Source organism: Pacificispira sp. (assembly GCF_965228185.1).
Taxonomy (GTDB): Bacteria; Pseudomonadota; Alphaproteobacteria; order UBA8366; family Aestuariispiraceae; genus Pacificispira.
Window position 1 is genome coordinate 40,592 of the sequence record NZ_CBDDHE010000010.1, and the last position, 17,255, is coordinate 57,846.

The window sequence follows — 17,255 nt, forward strand, 5'->3', positions numbered from 1 at the left end:
GTCGCCATGCCCTCAAAATAGGGGCGATGGCAAAAATTGGCAATGATCGGATATCGGCAAGCCTTAGGGCGTCAGCCCGCGCACCAGGCTCGCGGCTTCCAGCGGGACGAAGCCGTAGTGCTTCAGCCAGCGCAGGTCGGCGTCGAAGAAGGTGCGCAGGTCGGGGATGCCGTATTTCAGCATCGCGATGCGCTCGATCCCCATGCCGAAGGCGAAGCCCTGATATTCTTCCGGGTCGACGCCGGACATGGTCAGGACCTTCGGGTTCACCATGCCGCTGCCCAGGATTTCCAGCCAGCCGTCGCCATCGTCGCCCTTGTGGCCGATGGTCAGGCCGCCATCCTTGCGGTTACAGCCTATATCGACCTCCGCCGACGGTTCGGTGAAGGGGAAATAGCTGGGGCGGAAGCGTAGCGGCACGTCCTCGACCTCGAAATAGGCGCTGCAGAAATCCTGCAGGCAGCCCTTCAGATGGCCGAAATGGGTCTTCTTGTCGACGACCAGCGCCTCGACCTGATGGAACATCGGCGTGTGGGTCATGTCGCTGTCGGACCGATAGGTGCGGCCCGGCGCGATGATCTTGATCGGCGGCTTCTGCTTTTCCATCGTGCGGATCTGCACGGTGGACGTATGGGTGCGCAGCACCGTCGACATGTCCACGCCACCAGTCTCGTCGGCCATGTAGAACGTGTCGTGCATCTGACGCGCCGGGTGTTCCGGCGGCATGTTCAGCGCGGTGAAATTGTGGAAATCGTCGTCGATATCCGGGCCTTCGGCGACGGCGAAACCCATTTCGCCGAAGATCGCGACGATCTCGTCCAGGGTCTGGCTGATCGGGTGCAGGCGGCCCATCTGGCCCGGCCGCGGCGGCAGCGAGACATCGACCCGATCGCCGGCCAGCTTGGCGTTCATCTCGGCCAGTTCCAGCGTGCCCTTGCGCGCCTCGATGGCCTCGGCGACGCGGTCCTTGACGGCGTTCAGCGCCTGACCGGCGGCCTTGCGGGCGTCGGGGTCCAGCTTGCCCAGACCCTTCATCTCGGCGGTGATGCGGCCCTTCTTGCCCAGGGCCTCGACCCGAACCTCGTCCAGCGCCTTCAGATCGCCGGCCGCGTCCACCCGGGCCAGCAGTTCGTCGCCTAACGCCTGCGCATCGATCGTCATCGTATCCTCAGTCCCCAAAACAAAAAGGCTTGGCCCCAAAACAAAAAGGCTTGGTCCCAAAACAAAAACGCCGGCTCTCTGCCCCGAAATCCGGGATGGGAGAGCCGGCGTCTTCGAACCTGTCGCCTGTGGTCGGCTAAGTGCCGCCGGCTCAGTTCGCGGTCAGCGCTTCCTGCGCCCGGCCGACCAGAGCCTTGAAGGCTTCCGGATCGTGCACCGCGATATCGGCCAGGACCTTGCGGTCCAGTTCGATGTCGGCCTTGTTCAGGCCGTCGATAAAGCGGGCGTAGGTCATGCTGTGATCGGACGCATCCCGGACAGCGGCGTTGATGCGCTGAATCCAGAGCTTACGGAAGTCCCGCTTGCGGGCGCGGCGGTCGCGGTAAGCGTACTGACCGGCCTTCTCCACCGCCTGGACGGCAGTGCGGAACGTATTCTTGCGGCGGCCGCGATAGCCGTCGGCCTGCTTGATGATCTTCTTATGCTTGGCGTGGGTGGTTACACCCCGTTTGACGCGTGCCATGGTTCAAGGCTCCTCGAAATCGAATTTAGGGGGACGGGGCGCTTACCGGCCGCGAAGCCAGTTGCGCTTCACCACCGTCGCATCCGAATCGCACATGATCTGGCCGCCACGGTTCTGGCGCTTCATCTGCGTCGGACGATTCGAGGTGTTGTGGCGCAGGCAGGCGCTGTAGAAACGCACCTTGCCGGTACCGGTGATCTTGAACCGCTTTTTGGCGGAACTTTTCGATTTGATCTTGGGCATTTCACACTCCGTCGGTGGGCGGATGATCTTGGGCTAACGCCTTGGATCAGGGCCGCTTTTTCGTCTGGCGGCCGGGCATACCCATCAGGCCCGGACGCGCCGCTACACTGCCCCGGCCGGAACCGGGAACGCGGGCTTATACCGGGGCGGGGGCGGGCTTGCAAGGCCCGAAAGGCGGCGGATCCCGCGACGCGCCGGATCAGGCCCGTTCCAGGCTGTCCACGAAGGCCGTCAGCCAGGCGGTCAGGTCGTCGGTCTCGTGATGGACGTAATCCTGCGACGCGCCGTCCCCGGACCAGGCGTGATCCGTCCGAACCCAGACGGTTCGCATGCCCAGCTCCGCCGGGACCATCAGGTTCTTGGCGATATCCTCGACCATCACGGCGCGGCCCGCGTCCACCGTGTGGCGTTCGACCATCACCCGATAGGGCTCGGCATTGGGTTTCGGGATGAAATCCGCATGGGCGATGTCGAAGATACCGTCGAACCGCGCGGCGATCCCCAGCCGGTCCAGAACCGCTTCCGCATGGGCCACGGTGCCGTTGGTGAAGATCAGCTTGCGACCCGGCAGCCGGTCCAGCACGGCACCCAGCGCGGCATTCGCCGGCACGGGGCTGTAATCGATATTGTGGACATGGCCCAGAAAGGCGTGCGGATCGACCGAATGGTTCAGCATCAGGCCGCGCAGGGTGGTGCCGTGGTCGCGGAAATAGCGTTTCTGGATCGCCCGGGCCTCGTCATAGGAAATGCCCAGCAGATCCGAGATATAGCCGCCCATGCGCAGGTCGACCTGGTGGAACAGGTTGCATTCCGCCGGGTAGAGCGTGTTGTCGAGATCGAAAATCCAATCCCGCGCGGCGATCAGGGCGGGGTCGGTCGAAGCGGCCGGCCGGGCCGGCGCGGCGGAGGGTTTCTGTGTCATGGCGGCAAAAATGGCGCGCCGGGGGGCGGCGGGCAATCCCGAATTATCTCAATTTATAGGCAAATCGAAGCATACCGATTTACCCTTTCTTCACCAGTTATAGGTATAAGGATACGAGACGGAAGCCGCATGGTTGCGGCCAACAGGTTGAATGAGCCGGGAAATCTCCGGCCAGGGTCGGATCAGGCATGGCAGTGGCAGAACGGACGGGCACCCCCAATCTTCCGGTACTGACCGGGGCCTTCGACAGTTATCCCGGTCCGGTTCTGGCGCTGGACGAAGAAGCGCGCCTGGTGCCGCTGAACGACGCGGCCATTCCGGTCGCGGACGATCTGAACGGCGATTCCGGCGTTTCCCTGATGCCCGCGATGGTTCAACTTGCGGTCAAGACCCGCAGCGAGAACCGCGCCAAGACCCGCACCTTCACCTTGCCCAGCACCGGTCGTCAGGTCGAATTCATCATGCTGCCCCAGCCCGACGGCTCGCAATTGCTGATCGGCCGGGACGCGACGCTGGAAGTCAGCATCCGCTCCGCCCTGGCGGAATCGCGCACGCGCTTCAAGGACCTGGTCGAAGTCGCCGCCGATTTCGCCTGGGAGACCGACCGGGACGGGTTGATCTGTTACATCTCGCCGCGCGGGGCGATCGGCTACGCGCCGGAGGAACTGCTGGGTGAAGCGCCGGACACCCTGTTGCTGGCACCGGAAACCGCCCCGAAGCCGCTGCCCTTCCTGGCCGATATGACGGTGCGGAATGTCGAAGTCTGGGTCCGCACGCGCGGCGGGGAACCCGCCTGCGTCCTGGTGTCCGCGATCCCGGTCCTGGATAAGGACGGTGTCGTAGCCGGCACCCGGGGCATCGCCATTGACGTCACCGAAGAACGGCAGCGGCAAAGCGAGCTGGCGCGTTTGAAAATTCGCGAGCGGCTGGTGTCCTACATTGTCGATTCCCTGCGCAACGAGGTCACGCCGACCGAAATGCTGCATTCCGCGGCGACGGCTTTGGGCCGGTCGACCTCGGCGTCGGCCTGCATCGTGCAGGTGCGCGGCCCCCATGGCACTCCGCTGGATATTGCCGCCTTTGGCACGGCGCCCGACCCGGACTTGGCCGAGGAGGCGATGAACGCGATCCTGGCCAAGCATGGCAGCGCCGTCGACGGCCAGATCGGGACGCACAAATATTTGGGCATCGCGACGGATTATCGCGGTGAAACCAATGGCGGCATCGTCCTGTGGCGCGACGAGGACGGCCAGGACTGGGATGACGAGGAACACGCATTGCTGAAGGCGGTGGAACCGCAATTCGGCATCGTCTTCCGCCAGATCGCGGACCAGCACAAGCTGGAGCATCTGTCGCGCACCGACGACCTGACCGGGCTGCGCAACCGCCGCGCCTTCATGGAGGATCTGTCGCGCGAAATGGCGCGCTATGAACGCTATCAGGAAACCGGCGCGCTGCTGTTCATCGATCTGGACAATTTCAAACCGATCAACGACCGGTTCGGCCATGAAAAGGGGGATGAGGCGCTGCAGGCCATCGCCGATATCCTGACCGGCGGCACCCGAACCTACGATCTGACCTGCCGGCTGGGCGGCGACGAATTCGCGGCCTGGATCGAAGGCGCGGACCGAGAAATCGGCGCGGCGCGGGGTGAAAAATTCCTGTCGTCGCTGGATGCCTGGAAAGCAGACAATCTGGATCCCGAAATCGGCTTCGGCATGTCTATCGGGATCGCGATGTTCGAACCGGGGACGGGCGAAACGGTTGAAGGCTTGATCGCCCGGGCCGATGCGGCAATGTACGATGCGAAGAAGGGTGGGAAGAACAGAATCGTGTTCGCGGATTCCCGCATTGTCGATGCTTAGTATCGACGGGCGAGGCGATCCGCGGCGCACCCGATTGGTCGGGTCCGTGCGGAAGTTTGGGGAAGGCGACGACTTGGCGACGTATGAGGATCAGAAGCGACTGGCGCGCGATCCGGACCCTGAGGTCCGGGCGGCCCTGGCGGCCGATCCGGAGACGCGCCCGGAGATTCTGTACTTCCTGGCCGAGGACGAAGACCCGTCGGTTCGCCGCCAGGTGGCGCTGAACGAAGGGTCTCCGCGCCAGGCCGATCTGCTGCTGACCCAGGATTCGGACGACGGAATCCGCACCGATCTGGCCGCGAAGATCGCGCGGCTGACCCCCGACCTGCCGGACGACCGGCGGACGGCGCTCTACAAGCTGACCGTTCAGGCGCTGGAGGCGCTGGCCGAGGATCAATTGGTCCGGGTGCGCGAAATTCTGTCCAATGCCCTGAAGGATGTCGCCAAGGCGCCGCCCAATGTCATCCTGACTTTGGCCAAGGACCGGGCGCTGACCGTGTCCAGCCCGGTCCTGGAATTCTCGCCCGTCCTATCCGACGCCGATCTGCTGGAAGTCATCAATTCCGGGCCGATCCAGGGCGCGATGAACGCCATCGCCAAACGTCAATCGTTGAAGGCGAGCGTGTCCGACGCGATCGCGCGGTCCGGTGACGAGGAGGCGATTTCAAACCTGCTGGCCAATGGCAGCGCGCAAATCCGCGAAGATACGCTGGATTTCATCATCGACCGTGCGCCCAATCACTTGGTCTGGCACGAGCCGCTGGTCATGCGCCCGAAACTGTCGCCGCGCGCGGTTCAGCGTCTGGCCAGTTTCGTCGCCATGAACCTGCTCGACCGGGTGCAGAAACGCCTCGATCTGGACGACGAGACCCTGGTTGCCGTGGCCGATGCGGTGGAAAAACGCCTGGCGGAAGATACCAAGCAGAGGCTTGCGGAGCCGCAATGGGCGGAAAAGGACGATCTGGATGCTCAAATCGAGCGCCTGTTCAAAACCGGCGGCCTGAACGCCAAGGCGTTGGAAAAGGCGCTGGCGCAGGGCGAGAAGCGGTTCGTCCTGAAGGCGCTGGCGAAGCTGGGCGGCGTCCCGGTCCAGACGGTGAACCGCATCGTGTCCAATCGCAGCGCCAAGGCCGTGGTCGCCCTGACCTGGAAGGCCGGGTTGAAGCCGCATTTTGCCGCACAGCTTCAGTCCCAACTGGTCGGGCTGGGCCCGTCTGAAATTGTCCGGATGGACGAAAACCGCTGGCCCATGTCGCCCGACGCCATGCAATGGCAGCTCGACTTCCACGCCGAACCGAGCCACGTCGTCTGACCGGCGGCCGTATTCGGCCCCGGTACCTTTAGTCCCCGCGTCTCCTAATCATCGTGCTGGGCATGTACCAGCTCGTTCCGGGCACGGTTCAATTCGCTGGTGGTCAGGATCAGGCGGCGGCCCAGTTCGCGGGTCATTTCGAAGGCGAATTGCGGGTCCTGGCGGGCCATTTCCGAGAAGACTTCCCGGTTCAATCGCAGGGCCGTCGTGGTAATGCGGGCGCGGACGGTGGCCGTGCGTTTCGAATCGCACAGCAGCGCCAGTTCGCCGACCAGCTTGTTGGCGCCCAGTTCGAACAGGACCTGTTCGGACTCCTCGGTTTCGATCACGACCTCCGCCGCGCCGTCCAGAATGACATAGGCGTCCTCGCCGTCATCGCCCTGCTGCATCAGGATTTCGCCCGGCTTGTAGGTCATGCGCTCGCTGGTAAAGGCCAGGAACTTCAGCTTCGTCGCGTCCAGATTTGAGAATAGCGGCAATTCCTGCAGCAGCCTTGCCTCCGCGCTCAACGCCTCGCTGGCCTTGGCGGTGGCGGCCGGGGCGGCGCGTGACTCTTCCGCCCCGCCCGGTTCCCCGTCGGACGAGGTCTGAACCCGGCCGTTGCGGATATCGAAAGTGCGGGCGAACTCGATCCCGTCCTGGGGCGAAGACCCGACCCAGATCTGGGTCGTGCCGTCCAGCGCCTCGTGCAGTTTCGTCGCGATCCGCTTGCGCTGGCCCGGCTCGATATTGTTCAGCCCATCTGCGATGACCAGGATGTCGGGGCGTTTCAGGGCGACCCGCACCGCATTCAGCTTCTGGCGTTGAATGCCGGACAGCCGCCCGCCGCCGATCCCGACCGGGAAGTTCAGGGCGGTGCGCAGGATGGCGTTCTCCAGACCCAGATCGCGGGCGACCTCCTGCACCAGCGCGCCGACCTTCTCCATGGCGTCGGCACGGCCATGGACGATGCGGCCGAACAGCATGTTGTCCAGGATGCTGAGACCCCGGTTGATCTGATCGTCGCGATACGGGTCGACACCGCCGCCGGGTCCGAAGACCTCCGGATGGGATTCATGCAGGTCGTGGCGCAGATCGACCAGGCGCTGCTGCATCGCATCGTCGATCAGGCCCAGACGGTGGCGCTGCAGGTTCAAGTTCAGCGGCAGGGTGATGATCAGCTGCCGCTCCGACGCGGTCAGTTCACCGACGCCGCCTTCCTTCTGGATCTTGCGGATCACCACCTTCAATTCGGGCAGCACGTCCTCGTTGACGAAGCTGTATTGGTCGAAGAAGGAATGGCCGGGCGGGACGTCGCGGAACAGGTCGACGATCAATTCGGCGCTGCGCAGGCCGATATCGAAGAAATCGTCGATCAGGCCGTGCTTTTCCATCATCGCGCGGATGATCTTGTTCTTCGGCCAATTCTCGTATTCCCATTCCGGCTTCACCGGCTTGCCGAAGATCATGTTGCCGGCGACCGAGGCATAGGTGTTGAACCGGTCGAAGTCATAAGCCTGGACCAGATCGTCCATGCCGCGCGAATCCAACAGCTCGCGAATGTGCAACCGCGCCGCGCCGATCTGTTCCGCCAGGTCCGGCACCATCGTCGGATCGATGCTCTGCCGCAGGCCCAGCGCGTACATATCGTCCTTCAGCTCGACCGCCTCGAACAGGCCGACCGCCTTGTCCAGAACGCCGGTCCGGTCCTCCGCCCCCGCGCTGGCATAGTCGATCCAATCGGCGGACGGGCTGAACGGGCTGTTGCCCGACGCCACGGCCTCTTCGATCTCCTTCATGCGGCCTTCGTCCGCCTGCTCGCTTTCCAGTTCGGCCGTCGGCGGCAGACGCCGCAGACCCAGCAGCAGATTGTCCGCGATGGATTCGTTGAAGAAGATCGGGTCGCTGACGACATAGCCGATGCGCGCGCCGGTCACTGCCTCGTGCAGCTTTTCGACATTCTCCCCGCCGATGGTCAGGCTGCCGCCGGTCGGCATCAGCACCCGCGCCATCAATCGGGCGAAGATTTCCTTCGCCGTGCCGTTCGGGGTGACCACGGCGATCGCCTCGCCCTGATTGACCGTGAAGCTGGAATTGTCGATGACCCGGACACCGTCCTCGTCGGCCCAGGTCAGGCCGTTCGCCTCGACCGTGCCGGTCAGACGCGGCAGTTCCTTGGGCGGGTCGCGCTGCAGGCTTTCGGGCAGCATGCCCGGCGGTTCGAACTGGCTGATCAGCTGGTCGTATTTGATCTTGGAATCCGCCAGCCGCTGATACCAGCCCAGCAGTTCTTTCCATGGCGCGGCAAGATCCTTGTAGGCGGCCAGGGCGGCGACCAGCGCCCCGATCGACAGATCGCCGAACAGCACCAGATAGCCGCCGATGGCATAGAACAGGAACGGCGTCATCTGGTTGATGAAGTTGTTCACGAACTTCATGAAGAACTTGCGTTCGTAGATCTCCAGCCGGACCCAGAAGATTTTGCCCAGGCTGCGCGAGATGCCGGACAGGACATAGCCGGTATTGTCGTGCGCGCGCACGTCCTGGACGCCGCCGACAACCTCGCCGATCCGGTTCGACAGTTTGCGGACGTGCTTCACCCGCTCCTTGCCGAGCTGATTGATCTTCTTTTGCAGCTTCGGGATGATGTAGCCCTGAACCGGGACCAGGGCCGTCGCGGCCAGCCCCATCATCGGATCCTGTACGAACAGGAAGGCGATGATCGTCAGGAAGGTGCCGCCCTGGAAGGCCAGCAGGACGATGGCGTCGCCGAAGAACCCGCCCAGCGGTTCGACCTCCGCCGTGACCATGGTCACGACCTCGCCCGACGACGTCTTCTGGAACTGCGGCAGGGGGAAGCGTAGGGTGCGCTCGATCAGGATGAAGCGCAGGCGGCGCAGCAGGCGCTCCGCCATGATCCCCTTATAGGTGTTGATCCGCATCTTGAAGGCGCCATTGACGCAGACCAGGATCAGAAACAGCGCGCAAAGCAGGAAGAGATAGGGCAATCGCTCCATCTCGATCCCGAACAGCTCGGTGAAGTTGAAGCCGAAAATCTCGACCGGAACGACCTCTTCCGGAACCGGGACGCCGGGGTCATTCGCCTGGCTTGGATCCTTGATCGCCCGGTTGACGATGGTCTTCGGCAGGTCGAAGGAGAAGTACAGGAAGGGGAAGGAGATGGCCGTCAGCGCCAACGCGAGCAATTGCTCGCGCTTCGAGTACGCCCAGATATAGCCGTACATCGACTTATGCATGACTGAACTGCCCCCCAGCGGTAACCGCTCCGACCGGTACCGGGTTTCCCCAAACTCCGCCACCTGCGTTGCCGACCATTGCGACCAATCGTTCCCGCCTAGTCAAGAGTATCGCCCCGGTCTCGCTCATTTCTTCGTCAGGTCCGTGACGCCGTCCCAGCCCGGCGGCGGCGGGTCCGCCAGCCGCGCGTCGCAGCGCGCGACCGCCTTTCGTGATGCCATGTCGCCGCGATCCGCCAGGGTTTGAAACGCCGCGCGCGCGCCGGCGAAATCTCCCGACTGGAACTGGCGCAGCGCCGCTTCATAGGCGTCGCGCAGCGCCAGGACATCCGCCGCGACCGTGCTCGCCTCGCCCAGCGGTTCGTAAAGCCCGACCGGCGTGTCTCGGCCGACGACCCTGACGCGGTCGATCATGCGCCATTCGAACAGGCCGCCGGTCGCGGTCACGGTGTCTTCCCCCGCCATCAACAGGGTGCCGTACTGCTTGTTCACGCTTTCCAGCCGTGCGGCCAGATTCACGGAATCGCCCATCACCGTATAGGTCTTGCGCCGTTCCGCCCCAACATTGCCGGCGGTCATGAAACCGGTATTGATGCCGATCCGGGTCCGCACCACCCGGCCTTCGGGCACATCGAACCGATCCTGGGCCGCCGCCAGGCCGCGATCAATGGCCAGGGCGCAGCGCACGGCGTTGGCGGCATGGTTTTCATCGCGCACCGGCGCCCCGAAAACGGAACAGACGGCATCGCCCAGAAACCGTTCGATGATCCCGCCATGGGATTCGATCGCCCGGCCGATGACCTTGAAATATTCGTTCAGGAAGGCGACCAGCTCCGGCGGCCCCATCTTCTCGGAAATGCTGGAAAACGCTTCGATATCCGAAAAGAAGCAGGACAGTTCGCGGCTTTCCCCGCCCAGTTCCGGAACGTCGCCCGCGTCGATCATCGCCTCGATGACCTTGCGGTCGAGATATTGCGAGAAGGTATTGCGTACCTGGCGGCGTTCCTGGTCGGCGGTCACGAAACGGAAGCCGATCATCCCGCCCAAGGCCAGCAGAGCGGCCGCGCCCGGATCGGTCAGCGGCAGGACGGTGCCGTCCGCGAAGACGATCCCCGCGATCACGCCGTAAAGCGCGATCAGCCCGACGGTCGCCGCCAGGGCGACGGGGGGGCGGCGAAAGGCCGCCACTCCCGCCGCCGCCAGGGCCAGCGCGAAGGCGGCGGTCAGTCGAATGCCTGTTCCCGGCCGCGCGACGGCATCGCCGTCCAGCAGGTTGCGCACCGCCTGGGCATGCAGATAGACGCCGGATTCGGTGTTGCGCGCGATGGCGGCGACCGGCGCCGGCGACCCGTCGCAGGCAATCGGCGCACCGTCGAAATCCGCATGGCGCACGAAGCGGTTCGACATCAGTTTGCGGTCCTCCAGATCGGTGACAAACCCGAACAGAACCGCGCGTCCCTCGAAGGCCCGGCGCAGATACTCTGCGTCGTCGCAAGCCAGGATATCGTGGAAGGTAAAGGACGGTACCGCGCCCGGGGACGGGTCGAAATTCACCAGCATATTGGTGCCCGATCCCGTTTCCGCCAGTACCGGAACGCGCCGTCCGCCGAATTCGAAACCATCCGGCGGCGACCAGGCGTGATCCAGTCCGCTATGCCGGCGCGCGACCTCCAGGGCGAAGAAGACATGTTCCGTGCCGTCGTCCGTGGGGGCCACCAGCGGAACACCGCGCACGATCCCATCCGGATCGACATAGGCGTTGACGGAATGCAGCGCCGACCCGCGCCCGATCATCTGGCGCAGCCCCTGATGCGGCAGCACCGGCCCCTGGGCCAGATCGGCATATCCCAGAACGACGCGCCCCTGGTCGCGGCCATAGGTCTTCATGCCGATCAGAAGGTCGCGGTCCAGACGCCGCAGGGCACGTTCCGCCCCGGCATCCAGGTCGACCCGCCCGCCCAGGATACCGGTCATCGATTTGGCGGCGCTGTTCTGCAGGATCACGTCCCAGGCGAAGACCGTCGCCCCGGCCTCCAGCACTTTGGCCTGCACCTTGGCCATCTGGTCCGTCCACAGAATGCGCGGAATGCCGGATAGGCCCGGTGCGGTAAAGGTTTCGGGTGTGATCGCGACCACGGCCACCGGACTGGCGTCCGGCGCGGTGTCGCGCGGCGCCACGATCTGACGCACCAGTAACAGGATATCCTCATCGATCGGATGGAACCGGTCGAACCCCGGTATCGCCGTGATCAGGGATGCACAAAGGGCGGCTGTCAGGCAGGCCAGAACCGCGCGGCCATGCCGCGGTGGGCGTCGCCGGGCGGCCCGTGTTTCCCCGTCTGCGCGCAAGATCCGCCGGCCGTCAGAGTGGAACCAGACGGGCGATCAGGGCGACCGCCTGGGCCTCGGCCAGTTTGGAGACCAGGACGGTCAACGTCCGGTCGCCGCGCCGGATCAGATAGGTCTGGCCCGGGACCAGGGCGATTCCCGCTGTCCGGAAGTCGGCCAGACCCTCCGCCGCACCGATCGTCGTCCATTGTCCGGTTCCCGCCGAACAGGCGTCGACATATTCCACCGACGCGGCCGGCTCGGTCAGGCGGACCAGCGGGCTGACATCATAGACGACGACATCGGGGACAAGACTGTCGCAGGGATTGCCCGGCCGCATGACCGTCGTGCCGGCTTCCTGCTGCTGGCTGGCGGACAGGGTGACGACCTGATCGTCGCAGGACACATAGGCGGTTTCGACCGTTCCGCCCGACACGTCGCTTTGCATGTCGCCGATCGTGACCGTGCCGCCGGTGATCGTTTCCTGGGCGCAGCTCAGGAAATAGCCGAGGGTCAGGATTTCGCCCGGCGCCAGCGTGATCGTTTGGCCGGGCTCCAGATAGTCCATCATCTGCACATCGTCGCGGCTGCTGGAAATGTCCTCCACCATCGCGGACGGTTCCCCGGCCAGCGCGGGGCCGGCGACGATCATCGATCCGATCAGCAGCGCCGCCGCGCCAGCCCGTCGCATGTCCATTGCCCTTCCGCCTCCTCGTGTCGCGTTTCGCCCATCCCGTCCCCGATCACTATAGCAGGGTCAGGTGGCAAATTGCTCCTTCAGGATTCTTTCTTCCAGATTATGCTCGGGATCGAACAGGATCGTCGCCGCCATCTCGCGGTCTTCGACGATTTCCACATGGCGCACATTCCGCACTTCGGCGGAATCCGCCACGGCGCTGACCGGGCGCTTCTTGGTATCGCGGATCTCGAACTCGACCTTCGCCGATTGCGGCAGCAGCGCGCCGCGCCAGCGCCGGGGCCGGAAGGCGCTGATCGGCGTCAGGGCCAGGACGCCCGCGCCCAGCGGCACGATCGGCCCATGCGCCGACAGGTTATAGGCCGTGCTGCCCGCCGGCGTGGCCAATAGCACCCCATCGCAGACCAATCCGTTCAGCCGCGCGACCCCGTCGACGCGGATGTCGATCTTCGCCGCCTGACGGGTTTCGCGGAATATCGAAACCTCGTTGATCGCCAGCGCCTCGACGGTCTCGCCGCTGGCCCGGGTGGCGCGCATGCGCAGCGGGTGCAGGCGCAAGGCGACCGCCCCCTTGATCCGCTCCATCAGGGATTCGTGCACGAATTCGTTCATCAGGAACCCGACCGTGCCACGGTTCATGCCATAGATCGGTTTGCCGCTGCCGATGAAGGTCCGCAGGGTGTGCAGCATGAAGCCGTCGCCGCCCAGCGCGACGATGACGTCGGCATCCTTTGGATCGTCGACGCCCGGAAAGGTCCGGCGCAGGCGCGACAGCGCTTCCTTTGCGCGCGGGGCATCGGACGCGACAAAGGCGAGTTTCGGGTCCGCCATCGGGTCGGTCTTCCCTGTTTTCCTCCAAGAAACCGCCCATGCGTGCTTGCCAGGCGTCCCGTGTCGCGGCCACACTAGAGGAAATTCGGACAGGGGGAAACGCCGTATGTTCCAATCAGTTGCGCCGCGCCGGATCGGGCTGGCGCTGGTCTGCGCCGCGATCTTGACCTTGGTTTCAAGTGCAGCGCGCGCCGAAAGCCAACGCCATGACGGCTATTACTATCCCTCGCCGCAGACCGAGGAACGCTATGCCGCCCGCGTCGCCAATGCGGGCAAGGCGGACCGCCGGACCCGGATCGCCTTCACCACGGGATTGACGGCCCAGATGCTGGCCGCGCCGTCGCCGCCGCGCTTCGCGATCTTTGCCAAGGGCAATGACGCGGAGAAGTTGATCATTGTCGGATTGCAGGACGACGCCTTCAACACGCTGTATCGGCTGCGTGCGCTTCTGGCCATGCTGACCGCCTATGCCCGGTCCAGCCCCGCTTTCAACAGTCACCCGCACCCGGAAAACCTGACTTTTCTGGACCTGATCTATCTGATCGGCTTCGAACAGGTGACGGTGTCGGACGGCCGGGAAGTGTCGCACCGCATCTATCTCGACCCCCCGGTTCAATAGGCGGATGGCGGGAGATGCGGCCGTGACGACCGACCGGGACGACGCGGAGATCCTGTTCACCAACGAGCGCTTTTATGCCGCTTTCGCGGGGGGCGACGCCGACGAAATGGCGCGCCTGTGGGGCGAGGCGGGGGAGATCTGCTGCCTGCATCCGGGATGGGAGCCGCTGTTCGGCCGCAACCGCGTCCTGGCGAGTTGGAAGGCGATCCTGCAAGCCCCGCCGCCGGTGCGCTGCGTCGCGCCCCGCGTGGTGCGGATGGGACCGGACGGCGGCGCGGTGATCTGCTGGGAGGAGATCGGCGGCGAATATCTGATTGCGACCAACCTGTTCCGACGGGAAGGGGACGGTTGGCGGGTCATCCACCATCAGGCCGGGCCGGTGCGCGGCGCGCCGCCCGATCCCGAATCCGAACCCGGGCAAAGCGTCAACTAACGGCGTCAATTTACGGTGATCCGAACTTTGCCCAACGTCTTCCATGGGTTAAGCTGGATACCGGTAAAGGGGCAGGAATGGAGAAGACGATGCGACGAGTCGCAAAGCGTGCCGCGTTGTCGCTATGGGCCGGTCTGACGGCCGGGGCGCTGGTTGCCATGATGACCGGCCTGCCGGCCGGACCGGCGGCCGCCCAGACAAAGACGGAATTCGCCCAGGATTTCTATAACGCGTCCCGATGCATGGATGTGCGCGAAGTCAACGACAGCGGCATCCGTACCATCACCGCGAAGAATCTGTGCAACGCGACGGTCGCCGCGTTGATCTGCTATCGCATCATTTCCGGTTCCGGTGTCTATTCGGTGCCGGGCTGGTATTGCGAATATTCGAACCTGTATAATCCCGGTTCCGTGCGGACGATTTCGCGCGGCGGGTTCTATCATCCGAAGCTGAAAGTCGCGGCCTGCGCGGCGGCAAATGTACGCTGCGACCGGGTCATCCGATCGATCGACGTGCGCGTCGGCGACAGTTTCGAGGATCCGGAAAAAGTCGCGAAAGCCATCCGCGCCCAGACCGGCGCCGGCGGCTGATACCGGGGCTGCAATGACCGATTACATTCTGGGGCCCGATCCGGCCGATCCGAAACTGACCCGTCAGGTCGACGGCATCGATCAGGACGGCAATCCGGTCGATACATCCGTGGTCGTGGAACGGCCGCTGACCCTGTTCCTGAACGGGCAGGAAATCGTCACCAATATGACGATCGGCGATTACCCGGACTATCTGGCCGTCGGCTATCTGTTGAACCAGAACATGCTGCGCCAGGACGATGTGATCACCGGCATCGATTATGACGAGGACCTGGAAACCGTCATCGTCCGGACGGAGCGCGAGACGAATTACGAAGAGAAGCTGAAGAAGAAGGTCCGCACCTCCGGCTGCGCCCAGGGCACGGTGTTCGGCGATCTGATGGAAAAGATCGAGGACACGAAACTGCCGGCGGGTGCCGTGCTGCGGACGTCGTGGCTGCAGACCCTGACCAAGGCGATCAACACGACGGACAGCCTCTATCTTCAGGCCGGGGCGATCCATGGCTGCGTGCTGTGTCAGGAAGACCGGCCGCTGGTCTATATGGAAGATGTCGGCCGCCACAACGCCGTCGACAAGATCGCCGGCTATATGTTCCTGAACGGCATCTCCGCCGCCGACAAGATCTTCTACACGACCGGCCGCCTGACCTCCGAAATGGTCATCAAGACGGTGCAGATGGGCATCCCGATCCTGATCTCGCGCTCCGGCTTCACCGCCTGGGGGGTCGAACTGGCGCGGGAAACCAATCTGACCCTGATCGGCCGGGCGCGCGGCCGGCGGTTCACCGCGCTGGCCGGTCTCGACCGGATCGTCTTCGACGCCACGGCGGAGGAGGGCGAGGAAGAACCCGCCCGCCTGCGCCGCAAGGGGAGCTTGCCGCCGGATGCAGCCTGACGGCGCGAAACCGCTGGTCCCCGCCGATATCCTGCGTGCCGTCGACGCGGCGATCGAGGAGCAGGGGCGTTGGATGACGCGCTGGCACCGGGCGCTTGTCTGCCGCATTCCCGCCGAACCGGACCTGGTCGACCCGCGGTCGGACGAGCTGACGCAATTCGGGCGCTGGCATGACGACCATCGCGACGATCCGCTGTTGTCGCAATCGGCCTTCCGCGAGCTTTGGCAGAGCTATCTGGACATGCACCGGGCCGCCCGGCTGGTTGCTGCCGACACCGCGCGGGACGCGGATCCGGCGGAATATGACGACGTCATCGACAAGGCCGACGAGTTCCTGACGCGCGCGCGGCGCATTCGCGACGCCTTCCGCAAGGCGGTCTCGGACCTGGATCCGCTGACCGGGCTCAGCAATCGGACGACGATGAATGCCGAACTGGCGGCGGAATACGAACGCGCGGTCCGGTCAAAGACGCCCTGCTGCCTGGCGCTGACCGATATCGACCATTTCAAGAAGGTCAACGACACCTATGGGCATGCGATCGGCGATGAGGTTCTAGCGGCGACGGCCGGGCGGTTCCTGTCGCGCATGCGGCCCTATGACCTGATCTACCGCTATGGCGGGGAGGAGTTTCTGCTCTGCCTGCCCAATGCCGATCCGGCGACGGCGGCGGGCGTTCTGGAACGCCTGCGCGAGGCGCTGGCCGACCGGCCGATCCCGCTGCAGGACGGCCAGGAACTGCCGGTCACCGCATCCTTCGGCTACTGCGAAATCGACGGTGGCGTGCCGCTCAAAAAGGTGATCGAACAGGCGGACGAAGCGCTCTATCGCGCCAAACAGGCGGGCCGGAACCGGGTCGTCGGCTATGCGGAAGGCAAGGGAAGCGAATGACCAAGGTTGCGGGATTGCTGTTGGCGGGTGGCTTGGCACGGCGCATGGGCGGCGGCGACAAGGGCATGCGGGAATTGGGTGGCGTCCCGATCCTGACCCGGATCATCGACCGCGTCCGGCCCCAGGTCGGGCCGCTGGCGCTGAATGCCAATGGCGACCCCGCCCGTTTCGCGGCATTCGGCCTGCCGGTCCTGCCGGATGCGGTCGACGGTTTCGCCGGTCCCCTGGCCGGGGTGCTGACGGCCCTGGAATGGGCCGCCAAGGAAGCGCCGGATTGCGACTATGTCGCGACCTTCCCGACGGACGCGCCCTTCCTGCCGCTGGACCTGGTCGAAAACCTGTTGAGCGCCGTCGAGCAGGGCGGGGCGGACATGGCCTGTGCCGCCTCGGCGGGCCGGGATCATCCGGTGGTCGGCCTCTGGCCCGTGGATGCGGCGGAGGAACTGCGCCATGCCATGGTCGAGGAAGACATCCGCAAGGTCGACAAATGGACCGCACGCTACGACCTCGCCGTCGTCCATTTCTCGACCCATCCGGTCGACCCATTCTTCAACGCCAACCGCCCGGAAGACCTCGCCGAGGCGGAAGCATTGCTGGCCAAGCTGGACGATTAGGCGCCGGCCCTCACCCCAACCCCTCTCCCGGGGGGAGAGGGGCTCTACGAACGTTGCAGTGTGACTCCCTCTCCCTCAGGGAGAGGGCCGGGGTGAG

General features: G+C 64.7%; 16 protein-coding genes. 8 read left to right on the forward strand and 8 right to left on the reverse strand.

The window, feature by feature from the left end:
* Window positions 1–63: 63 nt before the first annotated feature.
* From pheS to ACO06O_RS20620, 4 genes are all read right to left on the reverse strand, one after another.
* A complete protein-coding gene (gene pheS / locus ACO06O_RS20605; protein ID WP_421884295.1) occupies window positions 64–1,161 on the reverse strand; it encodes a phenylalanine--tRNA ligase subunit alpha in 1,098 nt (365 codons plus the stop codon).
* 151 nt (window positions 1,162–1,312) lie between these two features.
* Window positions 1,313–1,684, reverse strand: a complete 372-nt coding sequence (gene rplT / locus ACO06O_RS20610; RefSeq protein WP_420419295.1) for a 50S ribosomal protein L20 — start codon at window positions 1,682–1,684, stop codon at window positions 1,313–1,315.
* Between the two features lie 42 nt (window positions 1,685–1,726).
* Window positions 1,727–1,927 (reverse strand): 50S ribosomal protein L35, encoded by a 201-nt coding sequence (gene rpmI, locus ACO06O_RS20615; RefSeq protein ID WP_420419296.1) that lies wholly within the window; start codon window positions 1,925–1,927, stop codon window positions 1,727–1,729.
* 199 nt (window positions 1,928–2,126) lie between these two features.
* On the reverse strand, window positions 2,127–2,849 hold the full coding sequence (locus tag ACO06O_RS20620; protein ID WP_421884298.1) for a pyrimidine 5'-nucleotidase: 723 nt from the start codon (window positions 2,847–2,849) through the stop codon (window positions 2,127–2,129).
* Between the two features lie 188 nt (window positions 2,850–3,037).
* Between ACO06O_RS20620 and ACO06O_RS20625 the strand changes: the two genes are divergently transcribed.
* Both ACO06O_RS20625 and ACO06O_RS20630 read left to right on the forward strand, forming a co-directional pair.
* Window positions 3,038–4,714, forward strand: a complete 1,677-nt coding sequence (locus ACO06O_RS20625) for a sensor domain-containing diguanylate cyclase (protein ID WP_421884302.1) — start codon at window positions 3,038–3,040, stop codon at window positions 4,712–4,714.
* Window positions 4,715–4,787: 73 nt separating this feature from the next.
* Window positions 4,788–6,026, forward strand: coding sequence for a DUF2336 domain-containing protein (locus ACO06O_RS20630; RefSeq protein WP_421884305.1), 1,239 nt, complete (start codon window positions 4,788–4,790; stop codon window positions 6,024–6,026).
* Between the two features lie 44 nt (window positions 6,027–6,070).
* Here ACO06O_RS20630 and ACO06O_RS20635 read toward each other — a convergent pair whose 3' ends face one another.
* From ACO06O_RS20635 to ACO06O_RS20650, 4 genes are all read right to left on the reverse strand, one after another.
* Complete coding sequence (locus ACO06O_RS20635) at window positions 6,071–9,262, reverse strand: ABC transporter transmembrane domain-containing protein (RefSeq protein ID WP_421884307.1); 3,192 nt, start codon at window positions 9,260–9,262, stop codon at window positions 6,071–6,073.
* 126 nt (window positions 9,263–9,388) lie between these two features.
* Window positions 9,389–11,611 (reverse strand): adenylate/guanylate cyclase domain-containing protein, encoded by a 2,223-nt coding sequence (locus ACO06O_RS20640; protein ID WP_421884309.1) that lies wholly within the window; start codon window positions 11,609–11,611, stop codon window positions 9,389–9,391.
* A 13-nt stretch (window positions 11,612–11,624) separates the two neighbouring features.
* Window positions 11,625–12,281 carry a hypothetical protein gene (locus ACO06O_RS20645; protein WP_421884311.1) on the reverse strand — a complete coding sequence of 219 codons (657 nt, stop codon included), beginning with the start codon at window positions 12,279–12,281 and terminating at the stop codon, window positions 11,625–11,627.
* A 66-nt stretch (window positions 12,282–12,347) separates the two neighbouring features.
* Complete coding sequence (locus ACO06O_RS20650) at window positions 12,348–13,118, reverse strand: NAD kinase (RefSeq protein WP_420419304.1); 771 nt, start codon at window positions 13,116–13,118, stop codon at window positions 12,348–12,350.
* A 106-nt stretch (window positions 13,119–13,224) separates the two neighbouring features.
* Here ACO06O_RS20650 and ACO06O_RS20655 point away from each other — a divergent pair, with 106 nt between their 5' ends.
* The 6 genes from ACO06O_RS20655 (at window position 13,225) to mobA (ending at window position 17,158) form a co-directional block, all read left to right on the forward strand.
* Entirely contained in the window at window positions 13,225–13,737 is a 513-nt protein-coding gene (locus ACO06O_RS20655; protein ID WP_421884313.1) for a molybdopterin-guanine dinucleotide biosynthesis protein A, read from the forward strand.
* A gap of 22 nt (window positions 13,738–13,759) precedes the next feature.
* Window positions 13,760–14,170, forward strand: a complete 411-nt coding sequence (locus tag ACO06O_RS20660) for a YybH family protein (protein ID WP_421884315.1) — start codon at window positions 13,760–13,762, stop codon at window positions 14,168–14,170.
* A gap of 89 nt (window positions 14,171–14,259) precedes the next feature.
* Entirely contained in the window at window positions 14,260–14,760 is a 501-nt protein-coding gene (locus ACO06O_RS20665; RefSeq protein ID WP_421884318.1) for a hypothetical protein, read from the forward strand.
* A gap of 13 nt (window positions 14,761–14,773) precedes the next feature.
* The gene (gene fdhD / locus ACO06O_RS20670) at window positions 14,774–15,655 is read left to right on the forward strand and encodes a formate dehydrogenase accessory sulfurtransferase FdhD (RefSeq protein ID WP_420419308.1); all 882 of its coding nucleotides are present in this window, start codon (window positions 14,774–14,776) and stop codon (window positions 15,653–15,655) included.
* Window positions 15,645–16,544: a diguanylate cyclase gene (locus ACO06O_RS20675; protein ID WP_421884321.1), complete on the forward strand. Its 900-nt coding sequence runs from the start codon at window positions 15,645–15,647 to the stop codon at window positions 16,542–16,544. The genes fdhD and ACO06O_RS20675 overlap by 11 nt, the downstream gene beginning before the upstream one ends.
* Window positions 16,541–17,158, forward strand: a complete 618-nt coding sequence (gene mobA / locus ACO06O_RS20680; RefSeq protein WP_421884323.1) for a molybdenum cofactor guanylyltransferase MobA — start codon at window positions 16,541–16,543, stop codon at window positions 17,156–17,158. Before ACO06O_RS20675 ends, mobA begins: the two co-directional genes overlap by 4 nt.
* Window positions 17,159–17,255 lie beyond the last annotated feature (97 nt).

Excerpts from the sequence above, each read along its gene's own strand:
- pheS (WP_421884295.1), bottom strand. The coding sequence starts at position 1,161 with ATGACGATCGATGCGCAGGCGTTAGGCGACGAACTGCTGGCCCGGGTG.
- rplT (WP_420419295.1), bottom strand. The coding sequence starts at position 1,684 with ATGGCACGCGTCAAACGGGGTGTAACCACCCACGCCAAGCATAAGAAG.
- rpmI (WP_420419296.1), bottom strand. The coding sequence starts at position 1,927 with ATGCCCAAGATCAAATCGAAAAGTTCCGCCAAAAAGCGGTTCAAGATC.
- ACO06O_RS20620 (WP_421884298.1), bottom strand. The coding sequence starts at position 2,849 with ATGACACAGAAACCCTCCGCCGCGCCGGCCCGGCCGGCCGCTTCGACC.
- ACO06O_RS20625 (WP_421884302.1), top strand. The coding sequence starts at position 3,038 with ATGGCAGTGGCAGAACGGACGGGCACCCCCAATCTTCCGGTACTGACC.
- ACO06O_RS20635 (WP_421884307.1), bottom strand. The coding sequence starts at position 9,262 with ATGCATAAGTCGATGTACGGCTATATCTGGGCGTACTCGAAGCGCGAG.
- ACO06O_RS20645 (WP_421884311.1), bottom strand. The coding sequence starts at position 12,281 with ATGCGACGGGCTGGCGCGGCGGCGCTGCTGATCGGATCGATGATCGTC.
- ACO06O_RS20650 (WP_420419304.1), bottom strand. The coding sequence starts at position 13,118 with ATGGCGGACCCGAAACTCGCCTTTGTCGCGTCCGATGCCCCGCGCGCA.
- ACO06O_RS20655 (WP_421884313.1), top strand. The coding sequence starts at position 13,225 with ATGTTCCAATCAGTTGCGCCGCGCCGGATCGGGCTGGCGCTGGTCTGC.
- ACO06O_RS20665 (WP_421884318.1), top strand. The coding sequence starts at position 14,260 with ATGCGACGAGTCGCAAAGCGTGCCGCGTTGTCGCTATGGGCCGGTCTG.
- fdhD (WP_420419308.1), top strand. The coding sequence starts at position 14,774 with ATGACCGATTACATTCTGGGGCCCGATCCGGCCGATCCGAAACTGACC.
- ACO06O_RS20675 (WP_421884321.1), top strand. The coding sequence starts at position 15,645 with ATGCAGCCTGACGGCGCGAAACCGCTGGTCCCCGCCGATATCCTGCGT.
- mobA (WP_421884323.1), top strand. The coding sequence starts at position 16,541 with ATGACCAAGGTTGCGGGATTGCTGTTGGCGGGTGGCTTGGCACGGCGC.